This is a genomic window from Micromonospora tarapacensis, assembly GCF_019697375.1.
Lineage (GTDB): Bacteria > Actinomycetota > Actinomycetes > Mycobacteriales > Micromonosporaceae > Micromonospora > Micromonospora tarapacensis.
Genome location: NZ_JAHCDI010000004.1, coordinates 3,476,931 through 3,501,087 on the forward strand (window position 1 = coordinate 3,476,931; position 24,157 = coordinate 3,501,087).

Below are 24,157 nucleotides of genomic sequence, written 5' to 3' on the forward strand. Positions count from 1 at the left end.
CGTTGCCGGCGTCAGCCGGGCTGACCGCCCCAGCCGCCCTGGATCATCGTCTGGAACCGCCACTGGCCGCCGGTGCGGACCAGCAGGTCGGCGTAGTGGACCCGCTGGGTCGCCCCGTCGATGGTGAACTCGGCGTCGGTGAAGACCACCACCAGGCTCGCGGTGAGGAAATGTGGCGTGCGCCGGGACTCCATCGTCACGTCGCCGCCCGCGCCGAGCACGCCCCCCATCATCTCGACGTACTCCGCTCGGCTGAGTTGCCGCGCCGAGCCGTCGCCCGTGGCGTCGTCGGTGACGGTGTTGAGCGGGAACAGCGCCAGCTCGGCGGTGCCCTCGACGTCGCCGGCCGCGGCGAGGGCGTCGTACCGCCGGAACCACTCGTCGAGCGCGGCCAGGTCGTCGGGGCCTGGGACGAATCCGGGATCGGCCGGTGGGGTGAGGGTGCTGCGGGACTCGGTCATCTGTTCCTCCTCGCCGGCGCCCGGCACGGACACCTCGCCCGTACATTGTACGGTACGCCGTACGGCAAAAAGCGGCACGCCGACCGCATGACGTAGCCGGGGGACTAGGACACCGTATGGTCACGGTCGGCGATAGGCGCTCGACGCGGGCCGGGGCGCACCTGTGACAATGCCCGGAGAAACTTGGCTGCGCCGTGGCGGCGCCCGGGGACTGCTCCCGGGGTGCCGGGAGAACGAGGATGGGCACATGAGCGACTGGACTGCCTTCGGACGGGTGGACGCGGACGGCACCGTTTACGTGAAGACCGCCGAGGGCGAACGGGTGGTCGGATCCTGGCAGGCAGGGGCGCCCGAGGAGGGCCTGGCCCACTTCGCCCGCCGCTTCGCCGACCTGGTGACCGAGGTGGATCTGACCGAGGCGCGGCTCAACTCGGGCGCGGCGGACGCCACCGGCTCGCTCGCCACCATCCGGCGGATCCGCGCCTCGCTGGCCGAGGCCCACGTGGTCGGCGACCTCGACGCGTTGGCCGCCCGGCTCGACAAGCTCGCCACGGTGGCCGAGGAGAAGGCCGGCGAGGCCCGGGCGGCGAAGGAGGCCGCCCGCGTCGAGGCTCTCGCCCGCAAGACCGCGCTCGTGGAGGAGGCCGAGAAGCTGGCCGCCGAGTCGACCGGCTGGAAGACCGCCGGAGACCGGCTGAAGGAGATCCTCGACGAGTGGAAGACCATTCGTGGGGTCGACAAGAAGACCGACGGCGAGTTGTGGAAGCGCTTCGCCGCCGCCCGGGACGGCTTCACCCGCCGCCGGGGCGCCCACTTCGCCTCACTGGACGCGCAGCGCAAGCAGGCGCAGACGGTCAAGGAGGAACTGGTCGCCGAGGCCGAGAAGGTCGCCGAATCCAGCGACTGGGCGACCACCGCCAACCACCTCAAGGACCTGATGGGCCAGTGGAAGGCCGCGCCGCGCGCCTCGAAGGAAGCCGAGCAGCGGCTGTGGGAACGGTTCCGCGCCGCGCAGGATGCCTTCTTCACCCGGCGCAGCGAGGTCTTCTCCGCACGGGACAACGAGCAACGTGCCAACCTGGAGCGCAAGCAGGCGCTGCTCGCCGAGGCCGAGGCACTCGACGTCGACGGCAACCCGAAGGGCGCCCAGGCCAGGCTGCGGGAGATCCAGGCACAGTGGCACGAGGCCGGCCGGGTGCCGCGCGAGTCGGCCGCCGGGCTGGAGCGACGGCTGCGCGCCGTCGACGAGAAGGTCCGCGAGGTGATGGACTCCGCCTGGCGGCGCACCACCCGGGAGGAGAACCCGCTGCTGGCCCAGATGCGGATGCAGGTCGCGGAGGCCGAGGAGCGGCTGGCCCGGGCCCAGACCGCCGGTGACGCCCGGCGGATCAAGGAGGCCGAGCAGGCGCTCGCCTCGAAACGCCAGTTCCTCCAGTTGGCCGAGCAGGCCGGCTGAGCACGGCGGCCGAGCAGGCCGGCTGAGCAGGACGCCGCAGAGCCCCCGGTTCCCACCCGGAGCCGGGGGCTCTGCCGTCCATCCGGCCGCTGGTCCCGGCCGATGTTAACGTATGACATTTACATCGACGGCGATCTGTGGTTATCTGGGAAAGCGCTTGCCCGCAGCTGCTGGGGCGAGACGCGGGAGCCGATCCGACCAGGTCCACCCGACGGCAGGGCGCATCCAGCGACCGCCACCGCATCGCTGCCGCTGGGCACGGTAGCCACCGATGCCGAGGCGTACCCCTGCCGACCACACCGGACGACACCCTCCACGCGCGCGCCCCGGCGTCGTACCACCACCCACTCCGCCGTGGCAGCCCGCGTCGGGCGCGTCCGGGCCGGCGCCCGCCGCCGGTCCACGACGTGCCGAGGTGTCGTCGACCCGTTCCAGGTACCCGAGGGATCCCGTTCCAGGTACCCGAAGGATGAGGAGAATGACCGTGCTTGCAATCGTCAAGCGTCGCCTGACGCGACGGCTGGCGGCGCTCGCCGCGACGGCGCTCGCGCTGCCCGCGGCGGCCGTCGCGGTGACCGTCGCCCCGGCCGCCGCGGCGACCGTCGACACCGGCGCCTACTACGTGTTCGTCAACCGACACAGCGGCAAGGCGATGGACCTGTGGAACTGGTCCACCGCCGACGGCGGCGAGATCCGCCAGTTCACCCGCACCGACGGCACCAACCAGCAGTTCCAGTTCGTCGACGTGGGCAGCGGCTACTACCAACTGCGCAACCGGCACTCCGGCAAGGTCGTCACCGTGCCCAACTCGAACGACGGGGTGCAGGTCACCCAGGTCACGGCGAGCAGCGACACCAGACAGCACTGGCGGCTCGCGGACTCGGCCAACGGCGACGTGCGGTTCGTCAACCGGCACAGCAACAAGGCCCTCGACCTGTGGGCATGGTCCACGGCCGACGGTGCGATGATCTCCCAGTACGCCGACCTGGACGGCGCCAACCAGCGGTGGCAACCGGTGCGGCTGGGCGGCGGCCCCACTCCCACGCCCCCGCCCAACCCGGGCCCGCAGACCGGGCTGGTCGGCTGGGCCACCCAGAACGGCGGCACCACCGGCGGCGGCAACGCCGGCACCACCACCGTCACCAACGCCTCGGCGCTGACCAGCGCCCTGGGTTCCAGCAGCGCGGCGGTCATCCGGGTCTCCGGCACCATCAACTGCTCCGGCATGCTGCGGGTCCGCTCCAACAAGACCATCCTCGGCAACTCCGGAGCCACGATCGCCGGCTGCGGCTTCAACATCAACGGCGACCGCAACGTCATCATCCGGAACCTGACCTTCCGGAACTGGGACGACGACGCGATAAACGTCCAGGAGTCCGCCACCAACATCTGGATCGACCACAACACCTTCACCGCCGGCTACGACGGCGCGGTCGACATCAAGCGCGGCTCCGACTTCATCACCGTGTCGTGGAACCGCGTCTACGGCCACGACAAGTCGATGCTGCTCGGGCACAGCGACGGCAACGCCAGCCAGGACGTCGGCCACCTGCGGGTGTCGTACCACCACAACTGGTTCGACGGCAGCAACCAGCGCCACCCCCGGGTCCGCTTCGGTAACCCGGTGCACGTCTACAACAACTACTACAGCAACGTGCGCGGCTACGGCGTGGCGTCCACCATGAACGCCGGCGTGCTGGTCGAGGGCAACTACTTCGAGAACACCCCCGACCCGTACCACCTGGGTGAGGGCAGCTCCGGCCCGGGCTCCCTGGTGGCCCGCAACAACCACTTCGTCAACTCCGGCAGCGGACAGACCGGTGGCAGCGTCGCCGGCATCCCCTACTCGTACACCCTGGACACCCCGAGCACCGTCAAGTCGATCGTGACGGGCGGCGCGGGCGCCGGCCGAATCTCGGTCTGACCCATACCGGCCGGAACCCGCACTTCTTCTGGGCTCACCCGAGATGCGTTGATCATGAGGTTAGCGGCCTGATAGAGATCGAAAACTGCCGCTAACCTCATGATCAACAAGGGCGAAGATGACCGCCGCACTACGGGTGATCATGGTCGCGACGTCGATCGCTTTCGCGCTGTTTCTGATGTCGGCCGGTGTTGCGGGTCAGGGTTGACGGATCAGGCCGACGATGGTGGCCAGGCGTGCGACGTCGGCCGCTGCGGGTCCGCGCTGGATGACCTGGGCGAGGAGGGTACGGGCGGCAGGGCGGCTGCGAACCTCGGCGGGGGCGATGCGGTCGGCGTGCAGCAGGGCTTGCCCAGCCTGGGCGGGGTCACCGGTGTCGAGGTAGGCGCGGGCGGCGTCGATGAGGTGGGCGGCGCGGTGTTCGGGGGGTAGGCGTCCCCAGCCGTCGCTGCGGACGGTGTGCACGTGGCGGTGGATGGCTTCGGTGGTGTCGCCGAGGTGATGGGCGGCGAGGAAGCGGGCCACCTGGACAGCGGCAGGTCCGAAGCCGGTGTGGTGCGGGTCGGTGTCGCTGATCTGTTGGTCGGCGAGGGCGACGGCGTGGTCGAGCAGGTCGTGGACGTTGCGGCGGTCACCGCTGCCGGCGGCGGCGAGTCCGGCTTGGAGGTGCAGGGTTCCGCGTACGGCAGGGTCGTCTGCGGTGTCCGCTGCGCTGAGGGCGGTGGACAGCGCGAGGTGGTGGTGGCCGAGGGCGCGCAGCGCCTGGGTGACGGCGATCGTGGCGGTGGCGGTGAGGGTGGGACCACCGACGGCGGTGGTGACGGCGCGGTCGGCGGCGAGCCAGGCGAGGTGGGGGTGGTCGAGTTTGATCAGGACGGCGGCGGTGATCCGGTAGGTGGATACCAGCAGGCTCCGGGTGCCGTGGGTGGCGTCGAGCAGGGCGGGTAGGGCGTCGAGGAGTTGCGGGTAGCGGGCGTGCTGGTAGGCCATCCAGGCGTACGCGACCTGCCGGCTGGCCTGCTGCGCCGTGACGGTGCGCCGGGGTCGGTCGTGGTAGCGGGCGAGAGCGGCGCGAACCCCGTCGATGCCGTCGAGGCCGGGTGCGGCTGGTGGGGGTTGGCGTGGGCCGAGGAGCAGATCCGGGTCGAGGCGCAGCACGTCGGCGATCTCCCGGATGACCGAGTAGCGGTCGAGCCGCCGTACGCCGCGTTCGATCTTGTCGACCCAGCTTTTCGACTTGCCGAGCCGGTCGGCGAACGCCTGCTGGCTCATCCCCCGGCGGGCCCGCAGTTCGGCGACCCGCCGCCCGATGGGTACGGAGTTGTGGTCACGCCGGTGGGGACGGCTCATCGGTCCCCCTCCACCGGCGGCATGGCGTGGGTGGCTGCCCCGCAGCGCGGACACCACCGCGACTTCACCCGAAACGCGAACAGCCCGGCCAGGAACCCCAGCAGCACTCCACTGAGCACCATCATCACCACCGCGACACCCACGAGCCCGGAGCTTCCGTCGAACCAGAGAGCCGGGACAATACCCACAGCCATGGACACATCGGATGAAGGTGGCCAGCGGCACGAGCCGCAGCCGCGCCCGTACAACGTAGTGTCAGGGAAGTAGCCTGCATCTCAGATCCCTTCGGGCTTCTGGCAAGCCCTCACGCCGGAGCGTCTTGGTCGACCCGGGGTGGGGGCCTTCTCCTGTCTCCGCTCGACAAAAGTTAGCGCACCAACTCCACGGTTTGAAGAGTTTGGGCGCACGAACTATCCTCTCATCGCGATGGTGGCCTCGTTGCTACAGCCCTGGGAGCATGGTCGACTTGACGCGAACACCTGCACCAAGCCGGAAAGGCTGTCCATGACCAACAAGGAACCGCCGAACTACCAGCGCGTGGTGGACGACCTGCGCTCGCGGATCCTCTCTGGTGAACTGGCTCCGGGCGACAAGCTCCCCACCGAGAAGGAGCTACAACAGCGGTGGGGCTACTCCACCACGATCGTCAAGCACGCCCTCACCCTGCTGCGCAGCGAGGGGCTCATCGAGGGTCGACGCGGCTCCGGCAACTACGTACGCGACCGGAGTCAGCTCGTGCGTCGGTCCCACTCCCGAGACATGCGCAAGCGCCTCGGCAGCACATCGCCATTTGCGCGAGACAGCGAGGCAGCCGGGAGGCAACCGGGCTGGGAGTCGGAAAGCGAGAAGATCCTCGCGATGCCGCAAATCGCGGAACGACTCGGCATCCGACCTGGCGACACGGTGATGCACACCAGGTACCGATACCTCGCGGACGGCAATCCCATCCAGCTTGCCGACTCGTACGAGCCGATCGCCGTCACCGGCGGCACCCAGGTCGAGTACCCCGAGCAGGGGCCGATCATCGGCGTCGTCGCCCGGATGGACTTCATCGGCGTGACCATCGACCGGTTCATCGAAGAAGTGACCACGCGGCCGGCAACGCCTGCGGAGATCACCGCCCTCGACCTCGACCAGCGCGGCGGCCGATGGGTCATCGCGATCGAACGCACCTACTACGCCGGGCCGACCGCAGTCGAGACCGCCGACATCGTCTTCCCCGGTGACCGATACCGCCTCGTCTACGAGATACCCGTCGACCCCTGGTCGCCAGACGAGGAGACCGACCTGCCCTGACACACGAGGTCGCGGGCCCCGTGGTGACGTGGCGGCCGTGGCGGGTTCGACCACCGCAGCTACCGGCGGATCCAGTCGAGGATGACCGCCTGCCTGCGGGCGGGCGGGCGGGCGCTCAAGCCTGGGGAAAGCCCGACCTAGCTCAGGGCGAGACGGCGCAGCCGGTCGTGGGCTCGGGCGCCGGGGCCGGCGCGCCGATCGTGGGCAGCCCCAGCAGCACCCCGGGATACGCGGCGAACGTCCCGCCTCGGCCGCGTCGCCGGCCCGGGTGCGGCGGTGCGACAGCGGCGCACCGTCGGCGTTGAGGTGGTGCGGCGCGGCGTAGGTGATCGTGGTGTGCACGATGTCGCCGGGCCGGATCGCGCCGGCGAGGGAACCGGCGTCGAAGTGCACGAGCCGCCCGTCGCGGGCCCGACCCGACATCCGGCCGGTCCGCTCGTCCTTGCGGCCCTCGCCGACGGCGACAAGCACCTCGACGGTCTCGCCGACCAGCTTCCGGTTCTCCGCCCAGGTGATCTCCTCGACGCAGGCGATCAGCCGCTCGTACCGCTCCTGCACGACCTGCTTGGGCAGCTGGCCGTCCATGGTTGCGGCCGGCGTGCCGGGGCGCTTGGAGTACTGGAAGGTGAAGGCGGAGGAGAACCGGGCCTCGCGGACCACGTCCAGGGTCCGCTCGAAGTCCGCCTCGGTCTCGCCGGGGAAGCCGACGATGATGTCGGTGGTGATCGCCGCGTCGGGCATGGCGGCGCGGACCTTGGAGATGATCCCCAGGTACTTCTCGGACCGGTACGACCGGCGCATCGCGCGCAGCACGTCGTCCGAGCCGGACTGCAACGGCATGTGCAGCGAGGGGCAGACGTTCGGCGTCTCGGCCATCGCCGCGATCACGTCGTCGGTGAAGTCCTTCGGGTGCGGGCTGGTGAACCGCACCCGCTCCAGCCCGTCGATCTCGCCGCAGGCCCGCAGCAGCTTGCCGAAGGCGTACCGATCGCCGAACTCCACCCCGTAGGAGTTGACGTTCTGCCCGAGCAGGGTCACCTCCAGCACACCCTCGTCGACCAGGGCGCGCACCTCGCTCAGGATGTCGCCGGGGCGGCGGTCCTTCTCCTTGCCACGCAGCGCCGGCACGATGCAGAAGGTGCAGGTGTTGTTGCAGCCCACCGAGATCGACACCCAGCCGGCGTAGGTGGACTCCCGGCGGGTCGGCAGCGTCGAGGGGAAGACGTCGAGGGATTCGAGGATCTCCACCTCGGCGGCGGCGTTGTGCCGGGCGCGCTCCAGCAGCACCGGCAGCGACCCGATGTTGTGGGTGCCGAAGACCACGTCGACCCAGGGCGCCCGGCGGACGATGTCGCCGCGGTCCTTCTGGGCCAGGCAGCCACCCACCGCGATCTGCATCCCGGGGTGCCGGTCCTTGACCGGACGCAGCTGACCGAGGTTGCCGTAGAGACGGTTGTCGGCATTTTCCCGGACCGCGCAGGTGTTGAACACCATCACGTCCGGGGTGTCGTCGGCCCCGCCCGCACGGACGTAGCCGGCCTGCTCCAGCAGGCCGGAGATGCGCTCGGAGTCGTGCACGTTCATCTGGCAGCCGTAGGTGCGCACCTGGTAGGTGCGCGGGCCGCCCGCCGCTGCGGTAGTCATGACGTGCACAGCGTAGCCGGGTCCGAGGAATCGGACGCAAACGAGGAGAAGCCATGTGCCGCAGCATCAAGACCCTGCGTGAGCCGTACACCCCCGAGGTCACCGACGCGGACGTGCGGGCCGCGGCGTTGCAGTACGTCCGGAAGATCTCCGGTTTCCGGGCACCGGCGGCCCACAACGCCGAGGCGTTCGACGCGGCGGTGGCCACGATCGCCGCTGCCACCCGCACCCTGCTCGACGAGCTGGTGGTGCGCGGCGGCAGCCGACCCGCCGCCCCGGCCGGCAACTGAGGCTCAGGCCGCGGCCAGGGCCGGGTTCACCGAGTCGGGCGTCCAGCGCGAGCGGTGGCAGCGCGACCAGCCCCGGCAGCGGGAATCCGCCTCGGTGCACAGGCGCCGCTCGCTCAGCACCTCACCGTCGTCGGTCTCCCGCACGTCGAAGTGGACCGGGCGGATGCTGCCGTCGGGGGCGACCAGCAGGTGCCGGGTGTCGTCGAGGGTGTCGTCGCGCAGCAGGCAGCTGCGGTCGAGCAGCCGGGCCAACGCCGCGATGCTGGGCAGCTCGGGCAGACCCTCCGGCACGCCGTAGCAGTCGACGATCGTGGCGAACTCGCCCGGTGCCTGCCAGACGTCGCAAACCACCGCGTACGTCGGCAGCCGGACCGGGTCCGCCACCGCCAGGGGCATCACCACCCGACCGAGCGCGTCGGCCAGCGCCGGATAGACCTCCACCGGTCGCACCTGGTCGATTCTCCAGTTCCACAGCTCGGTCATGCCGCCTCCTCGCTGTGCTCGTCCCACCGGCCTCCGGATCGGGCCTTACTGACGATGGTGGGGGGCATTTGCCCCCAGGAAGGGGCAAGTTACCGGTCTGTGACCATTCTGGGCAAAATTTCCCTGAGCCTCATCGCTCCGAGTAGCGGGAAGATGACAGTTTATCGGGTATGGTGCGCGTGCCGTACCGCGGCTCGCCGCGCGGTTCGGCCCGTTCCGGCGCCGCGAGCGGTTCCCGTCAGCGCAGCACGATCCGGTGCTCACCCCGGGGCAACAGCTCACCGATCACCGGGGCGCCCGGCATCTCGCCGGCCACCAGCAACCCCCCGGAGGTCTGCGCGTCGGCCAGCAGCAGCCGGTCCGCCTCGCCGGCCGCGCCGAAGTCGGTCCACGGGGTCACCCACTCCAGGTTGCGGCGGGAACCACCGCTGACGTACCCGTCACGGACCGCCTCCCGGGCGCCCGCCAGGTACGGCACCCGGGCGACGTCGATCGCCACGGTCAACCCGCTGGCCCGGGCCAGTTTCGAGGCGTGGCCCAGCAGGCCGAAGCCGGTCACGTCGGTGCCGCAACGCACCCCCGCCGCCACCGCCGCCCGCGCGGCGTCCCGGTTCAGCGTGGTCATCGCCGTCACCGCCTGCGGAAAGCTCTCACCGGTGTTCTTGTGCCGGGTGTTGAGCACCCCGACCCCGAGCGGCTTGGTCAGCGACAGCGGCAGCCCGGCCCGCCCGGCGTCGAGCGTGATCAGCTCGTCCGGCCGGACCAGCCCGGTCACGGCCAGGCCGTACTTCGGGCCGTCGTCGTCGACACTGTGCCCGCCGGCCAGGTGGCAACCGGCGGCACGGGCCACGTCCAGGCCGCCGCGCAGCACCTCCCGGGCAAGCTCCAGCGGCAGTGTCTCCCGGGGCCAGCAGAGCAGGTTGAGCGCGACCAGCGGGCTACCGCCCATCGCGTACACATCGGACAGGGCGTTGGTGGCGGCGATCCGCCCCCAGTCGTACGCGTCGTCCACCACCGGGGTGAAGAAGTCCGCAGTGGCCACCACGCCGGTGCGCTCGTCCAGCCGGACCACCGCCGCGTCGTCGCCGTGGTCGAGCCCGACCAGCAGGTCGGCGACGCCGCCGGCGGGCCCGAGCCCGGCCACCATCGCCTCCAGCTCGCCCGGCGGAATCTTGCAGGCACAGCCGCCACCGCGGGCGTACCGGGTCAGCCGCACCGGCTCGGTCATCCCCTCATGATCGCCGTCACCCCGTCCCGGCGCCACCCGCCGCGGGCAATTTCGGACTCCCGGCCCCGATCCGCCACGGTGTTACCGCTCCGTGACCATCTGAGTTGTGTTCCGCCACGTCGCCCCGCCTACAGTGGCCGCTACCGGGGGTCGACCGACCCCCGAGGACGACGAGGGGGACGGTGGACGACGTGACGACGGGCGAACCGCTCATCGTGCTGGACTCGGTCAACAAGTGGTTCGGGCCGCTGCACGTGCTGGACGACGTCTCACTGTCGGTGGGTCGGGGCGAGGTGGTCGTGGTGATCGGCCCGTCCGGTTCCGGCAAGTCGACCCTGTGTCGCGCGATCAACCGGCTCGAGCCGATCAACTCCGGCACCATCACCTTCGACGGGCAGGCGCTGCCGGCCGAGGGTAAGGCCCTGGCCAGGCTGCGCAGCGAGGTCGGCATGGTGTTCCAGTCGTTCAACCTCTTCGCGCACAAGACGATCCTGGAGAACGTCAGCCTCGGCCCGATCAAGGTGCGCCGGGAGAAGTCGGCGGCGGCCCGCGAACGGGGCCTCGCCCTGCTCGACCGGGTCGGCATCGCCAACCAGGCCGACAAGTTCCCGGCCCAGCTCTCCGGCGGTCAGCAGCAGCGTGCCGCGATCGCCCGAGCGCTGGCCATGCAGCCCAAGGCGATGCTCTTCGACGAGCCCACCAGCGCGCTGGACCCGGAGATGGTCGGCGAGGTGCTGGACGTGATGACCTCGCTGGCCCGCGACGGCATGACCATGGTCGTGGTCACCCACGAGATGGGCTTCGCCCGGCACGCCGCCAACCGGGTCATCTTCATGGCCGACGGCAAGCTCGTCGAGGATGCCGCCCCGGCGGAGTTCTTCGCGAACCCGCGCAGCGAGCGCGCCAAGGACTTCCTTTCCAAGATCCTCACGCACTAGGCATCCGTAGCGGAGCGCGCCGTGACCCGGCAGGCTCCAGTCGAAGAAGGAGAACAGGTATGCGAATGAAGCGCATGGCGGCGGTCGCCGCGGTTGCCGGCCTCGCGGTCGCGATGGCCGCTTGTGGCGGGGACAGCGACGAGGGCGGCTCCGGCACGGGCGCCAGCGGCATCGTGGGCAAGGCCGAGAGCCAGAACAAGCTGGTCATCGGCGTCAAGGCCGACCAGCCGGGCCTGGGCCTGCAGACCGGTAGCCAGTACGAGGGCTTCGACATCGAGATCGCGAAGATCATCGCGAAGGGTCTCGGCGTCGAGGAGAGCGGCATCGAGTGGAAGACCACCGTGTCGGCCAACCGGGAGCCCTTCATCGAGCAGGGCACCGTCGACCTCGTGGTGGCCACCTACACCATCAACGACGAGCGCAAGCAGAAGGTCAACTTCGCCGGACCGTACTACGTCGCCGGCCAGGACCTGCTTGTCAAGTCGGACTCCACGCTCACCGGCCCGGACCAGCTGGCGGGTAAGACGGTCTGCTCGGTGACCGGCTCGACGCCGGCCAAGCGGATCACCGAGAACTACCCGGACGCCAAGCTGCAGCAGTTCGACGCGTACTCGAAGTGCCTGCCGCTGCTGGAGAACGGCCAGGTCGACGCGGTGACCACCGACGACATCATCCTCGCCGGCTACGCCGCGCAGGACCAGTACGCCGGCAAGTTCAAGGTGGTCGGCAGCACCTTCTCCGACGAGCCGTACGGCATCGGCCTGAAGAAGGACGACACCACCGGCTGCGAGAAGGTCAACGAGATCCTCACGGCCGCCGCCGAGGACGGCAGCTACAAGGCCGCCTGGGACGCCACCCTGGGCAAGAGCGGCACCGCCGCGCCCGAGCTGGACACCACCAAGCTGACCCACTGCGGCGCTGTCTGACCGGTACCGGAGCCGGCACCCCGTGCGGGTGCCGGCTCCGGCCTGTCACCGGCCGTCATCACGTGCCCCGGGAGCCGAAGCATGGACGTATTCACCGATCCGGAGAACTTCGACGCGTTCGTGTCGGGCTTCGTCTGGATCCTCAAGCTGACCGGCGCGTCCGCGGTCTGCGCGCTGGTGCTCGGCGTGCTGCTGGCCGCGATGCGGGTCTCCCCCGTACCCGTGCTGCGCGGCTTCGGCGCGGCCTGGGTCAACATCTTCCGCAACACCCCGCTGACCCTTGTCGTCTTCTTCTGCTACTTCGGGCTGTACGCCACCCTCGGGCTGAGCCTGTCGCAGGAGCTCGACGTCAACATCTACTGGCTCGGTGTGATCGGCCTGTCGACCTACACCGCCGCCTTCGTCTGCGAGGCGGTGCGCTCCGGCATCAACACCGTGCCGACCGGCCAGGCCGAGGCGGCCCGGGCGATCGGGCTGTCGTTCGCGCAGACGCTGCGGATCGTGGTGCTGCCGCAGGCCGCCCGCTCGGTGATCGCGCCGCTCGGCAGCATCCTGATCGCGCTCTGCAAGAACGCCACAATCGTCGGCACCATCGGGCTCATCGAGGCCTCCAGCGTCATGAAGGACCTGCTCAACAGCTACGGTAACGCCGTCATTGTGATCTTCCTGGTCTTCGCCGGCACGTTCGCCGCGCTCCTGATCCCCACCGGCTACTTCTTCGGCTGGCTGGCCAACCGTCTGGCGGTGAAGCGCTGATGAGCACCAGCGTCCTCTACGACCACCCGGGACCACGGGCCAGGATCCGCAACGCGGTGCTGAGCGTCGTCTTCGGCGTCGTACTGCTCGGGCTGCTCTACTGGATCTACACGAAGTTCGACCAGGCCAACCAGTGGGAACCCCGACTGTGGGAGCCGTTCACCCGGTCGGCCACCTGGACCCAGTTCATCCTGCCCGGCCTCTGGGCCACCCTGAAGGCGGCCGGGGTCGGCATGGCGCTGTCGCTCGCCTTCGGCATCGTCTTCTCCTTCGGCCGGCTCTCCGACCACTGGTGGATCAGCGTCCCGGCCGGCGCGGTGGTGGAGTTCTTCCGGGCCGTACCACTGCTGCTGATGATCTTCTTCATCTTCTACGGCGTGCCGTTCCTCATCAAGGGTCCGGTGACCGCCTTCTGGGCCGTGGTGATCGGCCTGACCCTCTACAACGGGTCGGTACTGGCCGAGGCGTTCCGGGCCGGCATCAAGTCCGTGCCCGGCGGGCAGTCCGAGGCCGCCTACGCGGTCGGCATGCGCAAGAACCAGGTGATGCGCATCATCCTGCTCCCACAGGCCGCCCGGGCCATGCTGCCGATCATCGTCAGCCAGCTGGTGGTGCTGCTCAAGGACACCGCGCTCGGCTACATCGTGGCCTACCCCGAGCTGCTCCAGCGCGGTGTCAACGACCTCTCCGCCAACTACGGCAACATCATCGCCGCGGCGATGGTGATCGCGGTCATCTACATCGTCATCAACTCGCTGCTCACCTGGTTCGCCGGCTGGCTGGACCGGCGCAGCCGCGTCCGGGCCTTCCGGATGCCGAGGCAGACCGGGCCGGTCGCCGCCGCCGACTCCGCCCCGGGCGACGGCACGGTGGTCGAGCCGCAGGGCTGAGCGGGCCGTACCCAGCGCGGCGCCGGCCTGGTCTGGCCGGCGCCGCAGCACGTTCCGGAGGCTCTCCCGGCACCTCAGCGGGCGATCTCGGTGACCCGGGACTCGCGTACCACCGTCACCCGGATCTGACCCGGGTAGGTCAGCTCCTCCTCGATCTGCTTGGCCACGTCCCGCGCCAGCACCGCCGCGCCGATGTCGTCGACGTCGTCGGGCTTGACCATCACCCGGATCTCCCGACCCGCCTGCATGGCGAAGACCTTCTCCACCCCCAGCTTGCCGGCCGCGATCTCCTCGATCCGCTCCAGCCGCTTGACGTACACCTCAAGGCTCTCCCGCCGCGCCCCCGGCCGGCCCCCCGAACAGGCATCGGAGGCCTGGGTGAGGACCGCCTCGACGGTCTGCGGCGGCACCTCGTTGTGGTGCGCCTCGATGGCGTGCACCACGTCCTCACTCTCACCGTACTTGCGGGCCACGTCGGCGCCGATGATCGCGTGACTGCCCTCCACCTCGTGGGTGAGCGCCTTGCCGATGTCGTGCAGGAACGCCGACCGCTTGATCAACGGGATGTTCAGGCGCAGCTCGGCGGCCATCGTCCCGGCGATGTGCGCGGTCTCCACCAGGTGCTTGAGCACGTTCTGCCCGTACGACGTGCGGTAGCGCAGCCGGCCCAGCAGGGTGACCAACTCGGGGTGGATCTCGGTGATGCCGACCGCCACCAGGGCGTCCTCGGCGGCCCGCTGGCACAGCTGGTCCACCTCCTGCCGGGCCAGCTCGTGCACCTCCTCGATCCGGTGCGGATGGATCCGGCCGTCCAGCACCAGCTTCTCCAGCGTCAGCCGGCCGATCTCCCGGCGCACCGGATCGAAGCAGGACAGCAGCACCGCCTCGGGCGTGTCGTCGATGATCAGGTTGACCCCGGTGACCGACTCGAAGGCCCGGATGTTGCGGCCCTCCCGCCCGATGATCCGGCCCTTCATCTCGTCGCCCGGCAGGTGCAGCACGCTGACCACGCTCTCGGCCGTCTGCTCGCTGGCCACCCGCTGGATGGCGTCGACCACGATGTGCCGGGCCCGCTGCTCGGCCGTGGACCGGGCGTCGGACTCGATCTCCCGCACCAACAGCGCGGCCTCCCGCTTGGCCTGGGTCTCGATCACCTCGACCAGCTCGGCCCGCGCGACGTCGGCGGTCAGCCCGGCAACCCGCTCCAACTCGCGTCGCCGCTGGTTCTCCGCCGCGACCAGCTCGTCCTCCCGGGCGAGGAGCCCCGCCTCGCGGGCAGTGAGGGCGGCGTTCGCCGCCGTCAGCTGGCGTTCCCGCTCGGCGAGCCGCTCCACCTCCTCGGTGTGCAGCCGCTCCCGCTCGTCCATCCGGGTCGCCCGGCGCTCCACCTCGACGGCCTGCTCCCGGGTGGTGGCGGCGAGCACCGCCACCTCCCGCTCACCGCTGCGCCGGGCCGCGGAGCGCAGTTGCTCGGCATCCGCCTCGGCCTGCTTGTGCGCCCGTTCGAGCACCGTGTCCGCCTCGGCGCGGGCATCGTCGAGCACCCGGCGGGCCTCCGCCCGCGCCGCCTTCGCCTCCGCCTTGGCCGCCGCCGCCTCCGCACGGGCCGCCGCGGCGGCCGACTTCGCCACGTCGATCGTGCTGTTGGCCTCGTCCGCGGCGGTACGCAGTGCCGCCAGGGACTGCTCCTGACGGTCCTTCTCGGCGACGTACGCCGGATCCTCCGGCGCCGGGCGCGCCTGTAAGCCGCGTAGCACCCGGAGCCCGAGGAAGACCGCGCCGAGCACCACCACCGTCAGCACCAGCACGGCGACCAGGAGTACGGCGTCGAAGGCGCTCATGCCGCCGCTCCAGCCGCTGAAGCCTGCTCACCGTCCGCGGAGGGCCCGGACTCGCCGGCACCCGACCCCCCGCTCACGCCGGCGCTCCGCTTCGCCGCGGGCCGTCATGTGGCAGCACCGCGTCGAGCCTGATGCTCCGCTCGCTCATACCGGCCACCCGGTGGACCTGTATCGCCTCGCCATGGCGCGCCTCCCCTGAACCGTCGCGCCGCAACAGCCTGCCGGTGGGCACGCTCCTGCGGCTCTGGACGCCCGACCGGAGCGCATGGCCGTGGGTTGGCTTTCTCCCGCCGACCGTGTCCCTGGGACCGTCGGCGGGCCGGGTGCAGTGTCACGTGAGCACCGGACCGGCCTGTCCGGAGCTGACGTACGCGGCCGATGGTGCCGGCCAAAGTGATGCTGTTCCGTTACGGGATCTATGTTGTGCGCTTAGCCTGCGCTTGGTCGGGCAATGTGAGCCTTTATGGCGAGGCTAGGTCTCAAGTGGCGTCCGGTCAAGAACTCATGATCAAACCACCCGGACGGAGAGAAGTTGCTCCATCACGCTGCGCTAATGAAGACTCGGACTCCAGCGGGCAAAAAAGACGAACAGTCGGCCCGGCGACCACTCATCCTGGCTGGTCACCCCCCCCACCCCGCCACCCGGCACCCGGACAACCCGGCCGGGCCGACAAGCGCCGAGCGTGAGCGCAGCCGGAATCAGGCTCGATCCTGGATCGAGTGGGCCGTCAGGTACCCGGGACGCCACTCGATCAATGATCGAGCCCGATCCGGCGGGCCGGCGGGCGGCGGGCCGAGGGCGGCCGGGTGGCCGCGGGGTCAGCGGTCGATCTCGCCCTCGGCGTCGGCGAGGGCGTCGGCATCGATCTGCTCGGCGAACTCGGCCGCCTCGGCACTCTGCGCGGCGATCGCGTCCTTCACCGCCCGGATGGCCACACCCGCCGGGTAGCCCTTGCGGGCCAGCATGCCGACCAGCCGCCGGAACACCGCGTCCGGCTCGCCCCGGGCGGTGCGCAGCTTTCGCTCCACCAGGACGCGGGCGGTCTCCGCCTCGGTGGTCTCGTCCAACTCGCCGAGCGCCTCGCCGGCGGTGTCACCGTCGACGCCGCGCTGTCGCAACTCGTTGGCGAGCGCCCGACGGGCCAGCCCGCGACCGGTGTGCCGACTGGTCACCCAGGCCCGGGCGAAGGCGGCGTCGTCGATGATGCCGACCTCGTCGTACCGGTCCAGGACCCCGGCGGCGGTCTCCTCGGAGATGCCGCGTCGGGCCAGCGCGGTGGCCAGTTCCGCGCGGGTGCGGGGGCGGACCGCCAGCTGCCGCAGGCAGATCTCCCGGGCCAGCTCGGCCTCGTCGCGAGGCGCGACCAAGGTGCCTGTGTCGTCTCCGTTGCCGGTGTCGTCTCCGTTGCCGGTGTCGCGACGGCCTCGGCGGGGACGCGGCGTAGCGTCACCCGTACGAGGCGGGCTGGCATCCCAGCCCCGCCCCGTACGAGCACGTCGTCCTGCCACGGCTTAAGGATCAGAAGTCGACCGGCGGCAACTCCGGGCCGCCGGTGGCGTCGCCGGCGCCGATCCCGACGCCGAGCTTCTCCAGGATCTTCTTCTCGATCTCGGCGGCCACGTCCGGGTTCTCCCGGAGGAACTCGCGGGCCTTCTCCTTGCCCTGGCCGAGCTGGTCACCGTCGTAGGTGTACCACGCGCCGGACTTGCGGATGATCGACTGCTCGACACCGACGTCGATCAGCGAGCCCTCGCGGGAGATGCCCTTGCCGTACATGATGTCGAACTCGGCCTGCTTGAACGGGGATGCAACCTTGTTCTTCACGACCTTCACCCGGGTGCGGTTACCGACCACGTCGGTGCCGTCCTTGAGGCTCTCGATGCGCCGCACGTCGAGCCGGACCGAGGCGTAGAACTTCAACGCCCGACCACCCGTGGTCGTCTCCGGGCTGTTGTGCACCATGACGCCGTCGACGAAGTAGTTGTGATTGCCCTCGACCTCGATGTCGAACCGGTTCATCGAGCGGGTCTTCGGCTTGACCCGGACATCGATGATCCGAGCGGGCACCGGAGTGAGCTCCGTCGGGACGAACTGCGGCTCAACGATGCACTGACCACGGAAGCGCGGAAGCAGCTTGGACTCCATCGCAGCCGGCACGTAGGGAGCAGTCAGCTCCTGGAACCTCGCCGACGACTCAGTGGTAAAGATGATCGACGCCGTACCCCGGGTGCCCCGAGAGGCCAGCTTCACGTCCATGCCGTACGCGTCACGCAGATGCTCCACCAGACGGTCGCGGCTGCCCTCCGCCATCGCCTCGACGCAGATCTCGATTCGGCCGGAACCGCCGGCCGTACGCTCCTGCACGCCCTTGGACCGGAGCGTGAAGCATCCGTCGTCCATGTACCAGACGGCGAGGGCCAACGGGGTCAGCGCCTTGAGGTAGTCCCAGCTGAGGTGCTTCTTGCCGTCGCCCAGGTAGACCGCACGGCGCAACTCGTCCAGCTCAGGCAGCGGAGTGAAGTCGACGAACCCGGCCCCCCGAGCGTCGGTACGCCGGGAGTGGTCGACGTTGCCGAGCAGCGAGACCTTCCAGTCGAGGTAGTCGATCTGCTGTGCACCGTGGCCGAGACGGAAGCGGACACCGGAGCGATCCTGACGGTTCGGCGACAGGGCACCGTCGCCCATCAGCGAGCCGAGCACGACCTGCCACTGCTGCTCACTGAGGCGGCGTGACTCGGCGAGCATTACCCGGTCACCGGCGATCAACTCGCCCGCCTCCCGCCAGCCACCCGGAGTGCGCACCAGGTGGTTGGCGGTGGCGGCGAACTGCGCCCGCCCGTTGCCGCTCGACTTGGCGACGGTGAACTGGAGGAACTGCTCCGCCGGACCGTTGTTGAACCAGTTGGTGATCCGCTTCGGCTCCACCCGGTCGGTATCCGGGTTGTAGGAGAGAACCTCCACGTCCATCCGCTGGTTGACGATCTTGCCGATCTTCTCCTGCGTGCCGTCGGCCAGGGTGACCCGGGTCGAGTACGACATGCAGCCGAACATCACGCCGATCTTCTCGCGGAGCTGGTTGATGAAGATCGCGGTGGTGCCGGTGTTGTTGAGCACACCGGTGATCTTCCGCAGCGCCTGGCTCATCAGCCGGGCCTGCAGGCCGACGTGGCTGTCGCCCATCTCGCCCTCGATCTCGGCGCGCGGCACCAGGGCCGCCACCGAGTCGATCACGATGACGTCGATCGCGCCGGAGCGGACCAGCATGTCGACGATCTCCAGCGCCTGCTCGCCGGTGTCCGGCTGGGAGACCAGCAGGGCGTCGGTGTCGACGCCGAGCGCCTTGGCGTAATCCGGGTCGAGCGCGTGCTCGGCGTCGATGAAGGCGGCGATGCCGCCGGCCCGCTGCGCGTTGGCCACGGCGTGCAGCGCGACCGTGGTGTTGTGGGAGAGCATTCCGTTGGCAAGGAAGCTATGCGTTCCCGGAAGCATCACATCGAAGGTGGGTTGGCTGCCCGCGTCAGCGGCCTCGACGACTTCCTCGTAGGTGTAGGAGGAGGTGGCCAGGTGCTTGAGATGCGTCACGATCGCCTGGCCCGACACCGACAGGCGCTCCCAGCGCCGTTCGCCCCACTCAACGATCTTCGCCAGACGACTACGGGAGCAGGCCAACTCGATGTCCGCGCGGAAAAGATCTCCGGCGGCCCGGTCGAATGCCCGATCACCACCACAGTCGTCGCGCAGGTCTCGGATGAGGCCGCTCAGGTGAGGGATGTTTTCGAACTGGGCATCCCGCTCGCTGATGCGGAAACAACGCTCGACCTGCGCACCACGCCGGGCCGAGCGGAACCCGACCTCGCTGACGAACCGGTGCGCCACCGACGGGTTGACCGTCACGGTCCAGTAGTTGCGCTCGTACTTCTCATTCCACTTCGAGGAGACGGTGTTCGGAATGCTGAGCCCGTAGAGCAGCAGCTGGACCTCGCGGGCCAGTTGCTCGGACGCGGTGCCGAGCCCGATGGTCGAACTTTCGTCGATCCATCCGTCACCCTCGAACAGTGCCGACAGAAAGGCGCGCTGGATCTTGTGACCGGCGGTACGCACTCGGTAGGGAACACTCTTGCCATGTGCGGTGACGTACCCGAGTCCGTACTCCTCGGCGAGGCGCTTACGGAACGCGCCACCCGAGACGACGAACTCCTTGTTGTCGTAGTCGCGAACCTCGACGCCGAACACCTGCTCCATGAGGCGGCGGTACTCGCCGCTCACCTCGGGGTCCCAGTTGGTGAATCGGACGCTGTGCTGGTAGCCGAGCGATCCCTCGGCGACGAGGTAGCCCAGGAGCACGGCCTCGTCCTCGGAAAGACCGTCGCCGTGGGCGGCCTCCGGTGCGCCAAAGGTGGCCGACACCACGAAGTCGCCAGGGCGAATGTTTCCGACCTTCCGCCAGGCGATGAACCCACGATCGGTGATCACTCGTAGTGGATGGTTCTTCGTAGCGGTCACAGTCCGCCCGGAGCGCAGCTGGAGCTTGATCACCGGCTTACGGTTGTTGTGGGTCAACGCCGCGACGGGTTCGAGCTCACCCCGCTCGTTGACCATCCGCAAACCCAGCTCGCGGATGTCGGTGACCCGGCCGGTGCAGCTAGCGGGCTGACCGCATCGCGCGAAAAGCTCCTCGACGGTCTCGAGGCCCCGATCCGTCCAGAGATGCGTGTCGGCCGTCAGGCACTTCCCGCTGCTCTCCGGGCCGTACACCTCGACGACCCGGCCACGGGGCAGACCGCCCACCCCGAGCGCCACGTCGAGTGCGATGGAACCGGTGGGAATGACCGAGGTCTGGATGACCGGCCGCTCCCCCAGCCGCATCACCGAACCCTTGCCGAATTGCTTGTCGATCTGAGCGAGAGCAAGGTCGAGCGCCTTCTCCCGGTCAGGACCTGCCGCCATCGTTGCCACCCCTGCCTTCGCCGGCGTCTTTCCTGAGCTTCGCGTCACGCGGGACACGCTAGGCGCTGGGTCCGACAGAAAACCAGCCGACGGGCCGCAGCCTGTGGACGAGCACCCGCTGTGGACAATAGCCGAACACGTGTACGAGTCGGCAAGTGACACGCGGAAGTAACGAATCGGATGCTCACCGTAGCCGGGCGGGCACCCGGTCGGGATAGGCGGCGACCACGGCACGCCACACCACGTGTGTCTGCTCACCGGCGGCGAGGGCCTGCTCGATGGTCCGCCCGTCGAGTTCCGGCAACACCTGGTCGCTGGCGATGCTGGCCGCGTACGCCGGGCCGAACGCCTCCTCCAGCCGCGCCCAGAAGTCGGTCAGCCGCACGTGATCATCCCTCCTCGTCCGCCGCACCCACCGGCACCGGCCGCAACGCTAACGCCAGCAGGGGTGCCACCGCGACCGCGGCGAGCAGGGTCAGCACCGGATAGCCCGCCACCTGCATGACAAACCCGCTGGCCGCGCCGGCCACCGCCCCGGCCAGCCCCATCACCAGGTCGGACAGGCCCTGTGCGCTGGGGCGGACCGCGTCCGGCACCGACTCCGACAGCAGGGTGGAACCGGCCACCATGGTCGCCGACCAGCCCAGCCCGAGCAGGATCAGACCGATGGTGAGCCGGAGGGTGTCGTGCCCGGCGGTGCCGGCGACCGCGCAGGCCGCCAGCAGCGTGCCGATCCCACCGAGGATGACCGGGCGTCGACCGGCCCGGTCGGTGAGCCAGCCGACCACCGGCGCCAGTGCGTACATGCCGGCGATGTGCAGGCTCAGCACGAGCCCGACCACCGGCAGCACCTCCTCGACGGCGTAGTACTCCCGCAGGTGCACCGGAGTCATCGCCATCACCGCCACCATCACCAGGTGGCCCACTGCCACGGCGGCGACGCCGAGCCGGGCCGCCGGTCGGGCGCGTACCACCGACCAGGCGGCACGCATGCCCGGACCGCGCCGGGCCGGCGGTGCCGGCACGGCGACCGGCTCGGCCGCCACCGGGGCGACGCCGGGCGCCGGGGCGGGCGCCTCACCCGGCACCGGGTCGCCGGGGTGGGCCGCCGCGAGCCGGCGGGCGGTGAGCAGCGGGTCCGGCCGCAACCACACCAGCAGTACGCCGGCGGCGACCACGAACGCGACGGCGCTGAACGCGAACGGGCCGGACAGTGCCGGCAGCCCCCAGCCGCGGGTGGTGCGGTCGGCGAGGGCGGCGAAGTTCGGGGCGGCGACCGCGCCGAGGGTGGTGGCCCAGACGATCAGCGACAGTTGCCGGGCCCGGCGATGCGGCTCGGCGAGGTCCACCGCGGCGTAGCGGGCCTGGAGGTTGGCCGCGGCCCCACCGCCGAAGAGCAGCATCCCGAGGAAGAGCAGCGGCACCCACCGGGTCGCCGCGGCCAGCACGACCAGCACGCCGCCCAGCGCGCCGACGCCGTACGCGAAGGCCAGACCCGGGCGGCGGCCGTGCCCGGTGATGATCCGGGTGACCGGGACGGCGAGCAGCGCGCCGCCGACCACGGCGGCGCTCTGCGCCAGGCCGGCCACCGCGGTACCGGCGATCTCGGCGGCCAGCAGCGCGCCGACGGCGATGCCGATGGTCACCCCGATCCCGCCGACGACCTGGGTGGTGAAGAGCAGGCGCAGGGTACGCCGCTGGATCGGCGCGGCAGCCGGGTGCGCCGGCAGCGGTGTGGTCAGGTCGGTGGCCAACGGGCTGCTCCTCGGTAAGGGGTCACCATCCTTTCGCACCAGACCGACGGTCGGCAGCCCGGTTTTCGTCACAGTCCCAGGCCGCGTCCGATGATCTCCTTCATGATCTCGGTGGTGCCGCCGTAGATGGTCTGCACCCGGCTGTCCAGCCAGGCCCGCGCCACCGGGTGCTCCAGCATGAAGCCGTAGCCGCCGTGCAGTTGCAGGCACCGGTCGGCGACCCGGTTCTGTAGCTCGGTGGTCCACCACTTGGCCTTGGCCGCGTCGGTCACCGACAGCCGGCCGGCGTTGAACTCGGTTATGCAGTGGTTGAGGAAGGTCCGCGCGATGGTGACCTCGGTGTCCAGCTCGGCCAGCAGGAACCGGTTGTGCTGGAACTTCCCGATCGGCCGGCCGAACGCCTCCCGGGTACGCGCGTAGTCGAGGGTCAGCGCGAGCAGCCGTTCCGCGGCGGCGACCGCGGCGACCGCGATGCTGATCCGTTCCCGGGGCAGGTTGGCCATCAGGTGGTAGAAGCCGTGGTTCTCGGTGCCGACGAGGTTCTCCGCCGGCACCCGGCAGTCGTCGAAGAAGAGTTCGGCGGTGTCGTTGGCCTTCAGGCCGACCTTGGCCAGCCGGCGGCCCCGGGTGAAGCCGGCGGTCCCGGTCTCCACCGCGATCAGGCTCACCCCGTGCGCGCCCTCGTCGGCGGTGCGGGCGACCACGATCACCAGGTCGGCCAGTTCACCGTTGGTGATGAACGTCTTCTGCCCGTTGAGCACGATGGTGTCGCCGTCGCGCACGGCGGTGGTGCGGACGCCGGCCAGATCGGACCCGGCGCCCGGTTCGCTCATCGCGATGGCGGTGACCAGGTCTCCGGAGCAGAATCCCGGCAGCCAGCGCTTGCGCTGCTCGTCGGTGGTCAGCTCGGTGAGGTACGGCGCCACCACGTCGTTGTGCAGGCCGAAGCCGAGCCCGGAGCAGCCGGCGGCGACGATCTCCTCGACCAGCACCGCGTTGTACCGGAAGTCGCGCTGCCCGCCGCCGCCGTACGCCTCGTCGACGTCCGGGCCGAGCAGCCCGGCGGCGCCCGCGGAGCGCCACACCGCGCGGTCGACGATCCCGTCGGACTCCCACCGTTCGTGGTGCGGCACCGCCTCGCGGGCCAGGAACGTCCGGCACAGCTCGCGGAACTCGTCGTGATCGCGGTCGTAGAGGTGCTGCTGCATGGCGGCAAGTGTGGCACCGCCGGCGGACTCGACGGTCGCGCACGCGAGGTCAGCCGGCGAGGGCGCGGGCGGCGACGGTGAGGTCGGCGACCAGCCCGTCGTACGCGATGTCCTGGTTGTCGGCGCGGAGCACCGCGGACGGGTGGATGGTCGCCAGCACCCGGGCCGGCGGCGCGTCGGCCGTGTGCCCGGCGCTGTCCACCGGCACCCGCTGGAAGTCCTCCGGGTGCTGTGCGGCGGCCGGCCAGGGCAGCAGTTCGCCGCGCTGGCGGGTGACCCGGAACGCCGGGCCGAGCAGCGACTTCGCGGCGGTCGCCCCGAGCGCCACCACGACCTCCGGGTTCAGCTGGGCGAATTCGGCGACCAGCCAGGGCCGGCAGGCGATGATGTGCACCCGGTCCGGCGTCTGGTGGATGCGTCGCTTGCCGCGCAGCTCGAAACGGAAGTGCTTCACGGCGTTGGTGAGGTAGATGTGTCCCGGGTCCAGGCCCGCGTCGTCGACCGCCTTGCGCAGCAGCCGTCCGGCCGGGCCGACGAAGGGCAGTCCCTTCTGGTCTTCGATGTCGCCGGGCTGCTCGCCGACGAAGACCACCCGGGCGGTGGCGTCGCCCCGACCGAAGACGGTCTGCGAGGCGTCCCGGTACAGCTCGCAGCCCCGGCAGCCGGTGGCGGCGGCGCGCAGGGCGTCGAGGGTGTCGGCCCGCGGTGGGATGAAGCGTTGGGCGCCGGGCGCGGTGTCGGTGTCGGCCATGGCGACTGTTCTA

Annotated in this window: 20 protein-coding genes and 4 pseudogenes; 8 read left to right on the top strand and 16 right to left on the bottom strand. The window is 70.4% G+C overall.

The window, feature by feature from the left end; all coding sequences use genetic code 11:
• Positions 1-11: 11 nt before the first annotated feature.
• Positions 12-461 carry a nuclear transport factor 2 family protein gene (locus KIF24_RS21620; protein WP_221085578.1) on the bottom strand — a complete coding sequence of 150 codons (450 nt, stop codon included), beginning with the start codon at positions 459-461 and terminating at the stop codon, positions 12-14.
• Between the two features lie 247 nt (positions 462-708).
• Between KIF24_RS21620 and KIF24_RS21625 the strand changes: the two genes are divergently transcribed.
• Positions 709-1,917 carry a DUF349 domain-containing protein gene (locus KIF24_RS21625; RefSeq protein ID WP_221085579.1) on the top strand — a complete coding sequence of 403 codons (1,209 nt, stop codon included), beginning with the start codon at positions 709-711 and terminating at the stop codon, positions 1,915-1,917.
• A 484-nt stretch (positions 1,918-2,401) separates the two neighbouring features.
• Complete coding sequence (locus KIF24_RS21630; RefSeq protein WP_221087485.1) at positions 2,402-3,841, top strand: pectate lyase family protein; 1,440 nt, start codon at positions 2,402-2,404, stop codon at positions 3,839-3,841.
• A 198-nt stretch (positions 3,842-4,039) separates the two neighbouring features.
• Here KIF24_RS21630 and KIF24_RS21635 read toward each other — a convergent pair whose 3' ends face one another.
• Together KIF24_RS21635 and KIF24_RS21640 are read right to left on the bottom strand one after the other, a co-directional pair.
• Entirely contained in the window at positions 4,040-5,191 is a 1,152-nt protein-coding gene (locus tag KIF24_RS21635) for a helix-turn-helix domain-containing protein (protein WP_221085580.1), read from the bottom strand.
• The gene (locus KIF24_RS21640; protein ID WP_230415829.1) at positions 5,188-5,385 is read right to left on the bottom strand and encodes a hypothetical protein; all 198 of its coding nucleotides are present in this window, start codon (positions 5,383-5,385) and stop codon (positions 5,188-5,190) included. The genes KIF24_RS21635 and KIF24_RS21640 overlap by 4 nt, the downstream gene beginning before the upstream one ends.
• 310 nt (positions 5,386-5,695) lie before the next feature.
• Here KIF24_RS21640 and KIF24_RS21645 point away from each other — a divergent pair, with 310 nt between their 5' ends.
• Complete coding sequence (locus KIF24_RS21645) at positions 5,696-6,487, top strand: GntR family transcriptional regulator (RefSeq protein WP_407940008.1); 792 nt, start codon at positions 5,696-5,698, stop codon at positions 6,485-6,487.
• Positions 6,488-6,629: 142 nt separating this feature from the next.
• Here KIF24_RS21645 and miaB read toward each other — a convergent pair.
• Positions 6,630-8,131: pseudogene (gene miaB / locus KIF24_RS21650) on the bottom strand (tRNA (N6-isopentenyl adenosine(37)-C2)-methylthiotransferase MiaB).
• A gap of 53 nt (positions 8,132-8,184) precedes the next feature.
• Here miaB and KIF24_RS21655 point away from each other — a divergent pair.
• Positions 8,185-8,421, top strand: coding sequence for a DUF2277 domain-containing protein (locus KIF24_RS21655; protein WP_221085582.1), 237 nt, complete (start codon positions 8,185-8,187; stop codon positions 8,419-8,421).
• Between the two features lie 3 nt (positions 8,422-8,424).
• Here the strand turns inward: KIF24_RS21655 and KIF24_RS21660 are convergent, their stop codons facing one another.
• The gene (locus tag KIF24_RS21660) at positions 8,425-8,904 is read right to left on the bottom strand and encodes a hypothetical protein (protein ID WP_221085583.1); all 480 of its coding nucleotides are present in this window, start codon (positions 8,902-8,904) and stop codon (positions 8,425-8,427) included.
• Between the two features lie 238 nt (positions 8,905-9,142).
• Positions 9,143-10,132 (bottom strand): selenide, water dikinase SelD, encoded by a 990-nt coding sequence (gene selD / locus KIF24_RS21665; RefSeq protein ID WP_221085584.1) that lies wholly within the window; start codon positions 10,130-10,132, stop codon positions 9,143-9,145.
• A gap of 182 nt (positions 10,133-10,314) precedes the next feature.
• Here selD and KIF24_RS21670 point away from each other — a divergent pair, with 182 nt between their 5' ends.
• From KIF24_RS21670 to KIF24_RS21685, 4 genes are all read left to right on the top strand, one after another.
• The gene (locus tag KIF24_RS21670) at positions 10,315-11,070 is read left to right on the top strand and encodes an amino acid ABC transporter ATP-binding protein (RefSeq protein ID WP_221085585.1); all 756 of its coding nucleotides are present in this window, start codon (positions 10,315-10,317) and stop codon (positions 11,068-11,070) included.
• Between the two features lie 59 nt (positions 11,071-11,129).
• Positions 11,130-11,996 carry a glutamate ABC transporter substrate-binding protein gene (locus KIF24_RS21675; RefSeq protein ID WP_221085586.1) on the top strand — a complete coding sequence of 289 codons (867 nt, stop codon included), beginning with the start codon at positions 11,130-11,132 and terminating at the stop codon, positions 11,994-11,996.
• Positions 11,997-12,077: 81 nt separating this feature from the next.
• Positions 12,078-12,752, top strand: coding sequence for an amino acid ABC transporter permease (locus KIF24_RS21680; protein WP_221085587.1), 675 nt, complete (start codon positions 12,078-12,080; stop codon positions 12,750-12,752).
• Entirely contained in the window at positions 12,749-13,642 is an 894-nt protein-coding gene (locus tag KIF24_RS21685) for an amino acid ABC transporter permease (protein ID WP_221087487.1), read from the top strand. The genes KIF24_RS21680 and KIF24_RS21685 overlap by 4 nt, the downstream gene beginning before the upstream one ends.
• Positions 13,643-13,716: 74 nt before the next feature.
• On the opposite strand, the gene rny is transcribed toward KIF24_RS21685, so the two are convergent.
• The 10 genes and pseudogenes from rny to KIF24_RS21720 all read right to left on the bottom strand — a co-directional run bounded on the left by rny (position 13,717) and on the right by KIF24_RS21720 (position 24,144).
• The gene (gene rny / locus KIF24_RS21690) at positions 13,717-15,483 is read right to left on the bottom strand and encodes a ribonuclease Y (protein WP_221085588.1); all 1,767 of its coding nucleotides are present in this window, start codon (positions 15,481-15,483) and stop codon (positions 13,717-13,719) included.
• Positions 15,484-16,302: 819 nt separating this feature from the next.
• Positions 16,303-16,992 (bottom strand): regulatory protein RecX, encoded by a 690-nt coding sequence (locus tag KIF24_RS21695; protein ID WP_221085589.1) that lies wholly within the window; start codon positions 16,990-16,992, stop codon positions 16,303-16,305.
• Positions 16,993-17,002: 10 nt separating this feature from the next.
• The gene (locus KIF24_RS34120; protein WP_269440770.1) at positions 17,003-17,503 is read right to left on the bottom strand and encodes a hypothetical protein; all 501 of its coding nucleotides are present in this window, start codon (positions 17,501-17,503) and stop codon (positions 17,003-17,005) included.
• 171 nt (positions 17,504-17,674) lie between these two features.
• A pseudogene (locus tag KIF24_RS35170) lies at positions 17,675-18,229 on the bottom strand (LAGLIDADG endonuclease); the annotation flags it as partial.
• A 60-nt stretch (positions 18,230-18,289) separates the two neighbouring features.
• Positions 18,290-20,239 (bottom strand): annotated as a pseudogene (locus tag KIF24_RS34135) (LAGLIDADG family homing endonuclease); the annotation flags it as partial.
• A pseudogene (locus tag KIF24_RS34140) lies at positions 20,219-20,431 on the bottom strand (recombinase RecA); the annotation flags it as partial. The pseudogenes KIF24_RS34140 and KIF24_RS34135, both read right to left, overlap by 21 nt.
• Positions 20,432-20,615: 184 nt before the next feature.
• The gene (locus KIF24_RS21705) at positions 20,616-20,816 is read right to left on the bottom strand and encodes a DUF3046 domain-containing protein (RefSeq protein WP_221085591.1); all 201 of its coding nucleotides are present in this window, start codon (positions 20,814-20,816) and stop codon (positions 20,616-20,618) included.
• A 4-nt stretch (positions 20,817-20,820) separates the two neighbouring features.
• Positions 20,821-22,185 carry an MFS transporter gene (locus KIF24_RS21710; RefSeq protein ID WP_221085592.1) on the bottom strand — a complete coding sequence of 455 codons (1,365 nt, stop codon included), beginning with the start codon at positions 22,183-22,185 and terminating at the stop codon, positions 20,821-20,823.
• Positions 22,186-22,253: 68 nt separating this feature from the next.
• The gene (locus tag KIF24_RS21715) at positions 22,254-23,393 is read right to left on the bottom strand and encodes an acyl-CoA dehydrogenase family protein (protein WP_221085593.1); all 1,140 of its coding nucleotides are present in this window, start codon (positions 23,391-23,393) and stop codon (positions 22,254-22,256) included.
• 49 nt (positions 23,394-23,442) lie between these two features.
• A complete protein-coding gene (locus KIF24_RS21720) occupies positions 23,443-24,144 on the bottom strand; it encodes a UdgX family uracil-DNA binding protein (protein WP_221085594.1) in 702 nt (233 codons plus the stop codon).
• Positions 24,145-24,157 lie beyond the last annotated feature (13 nt).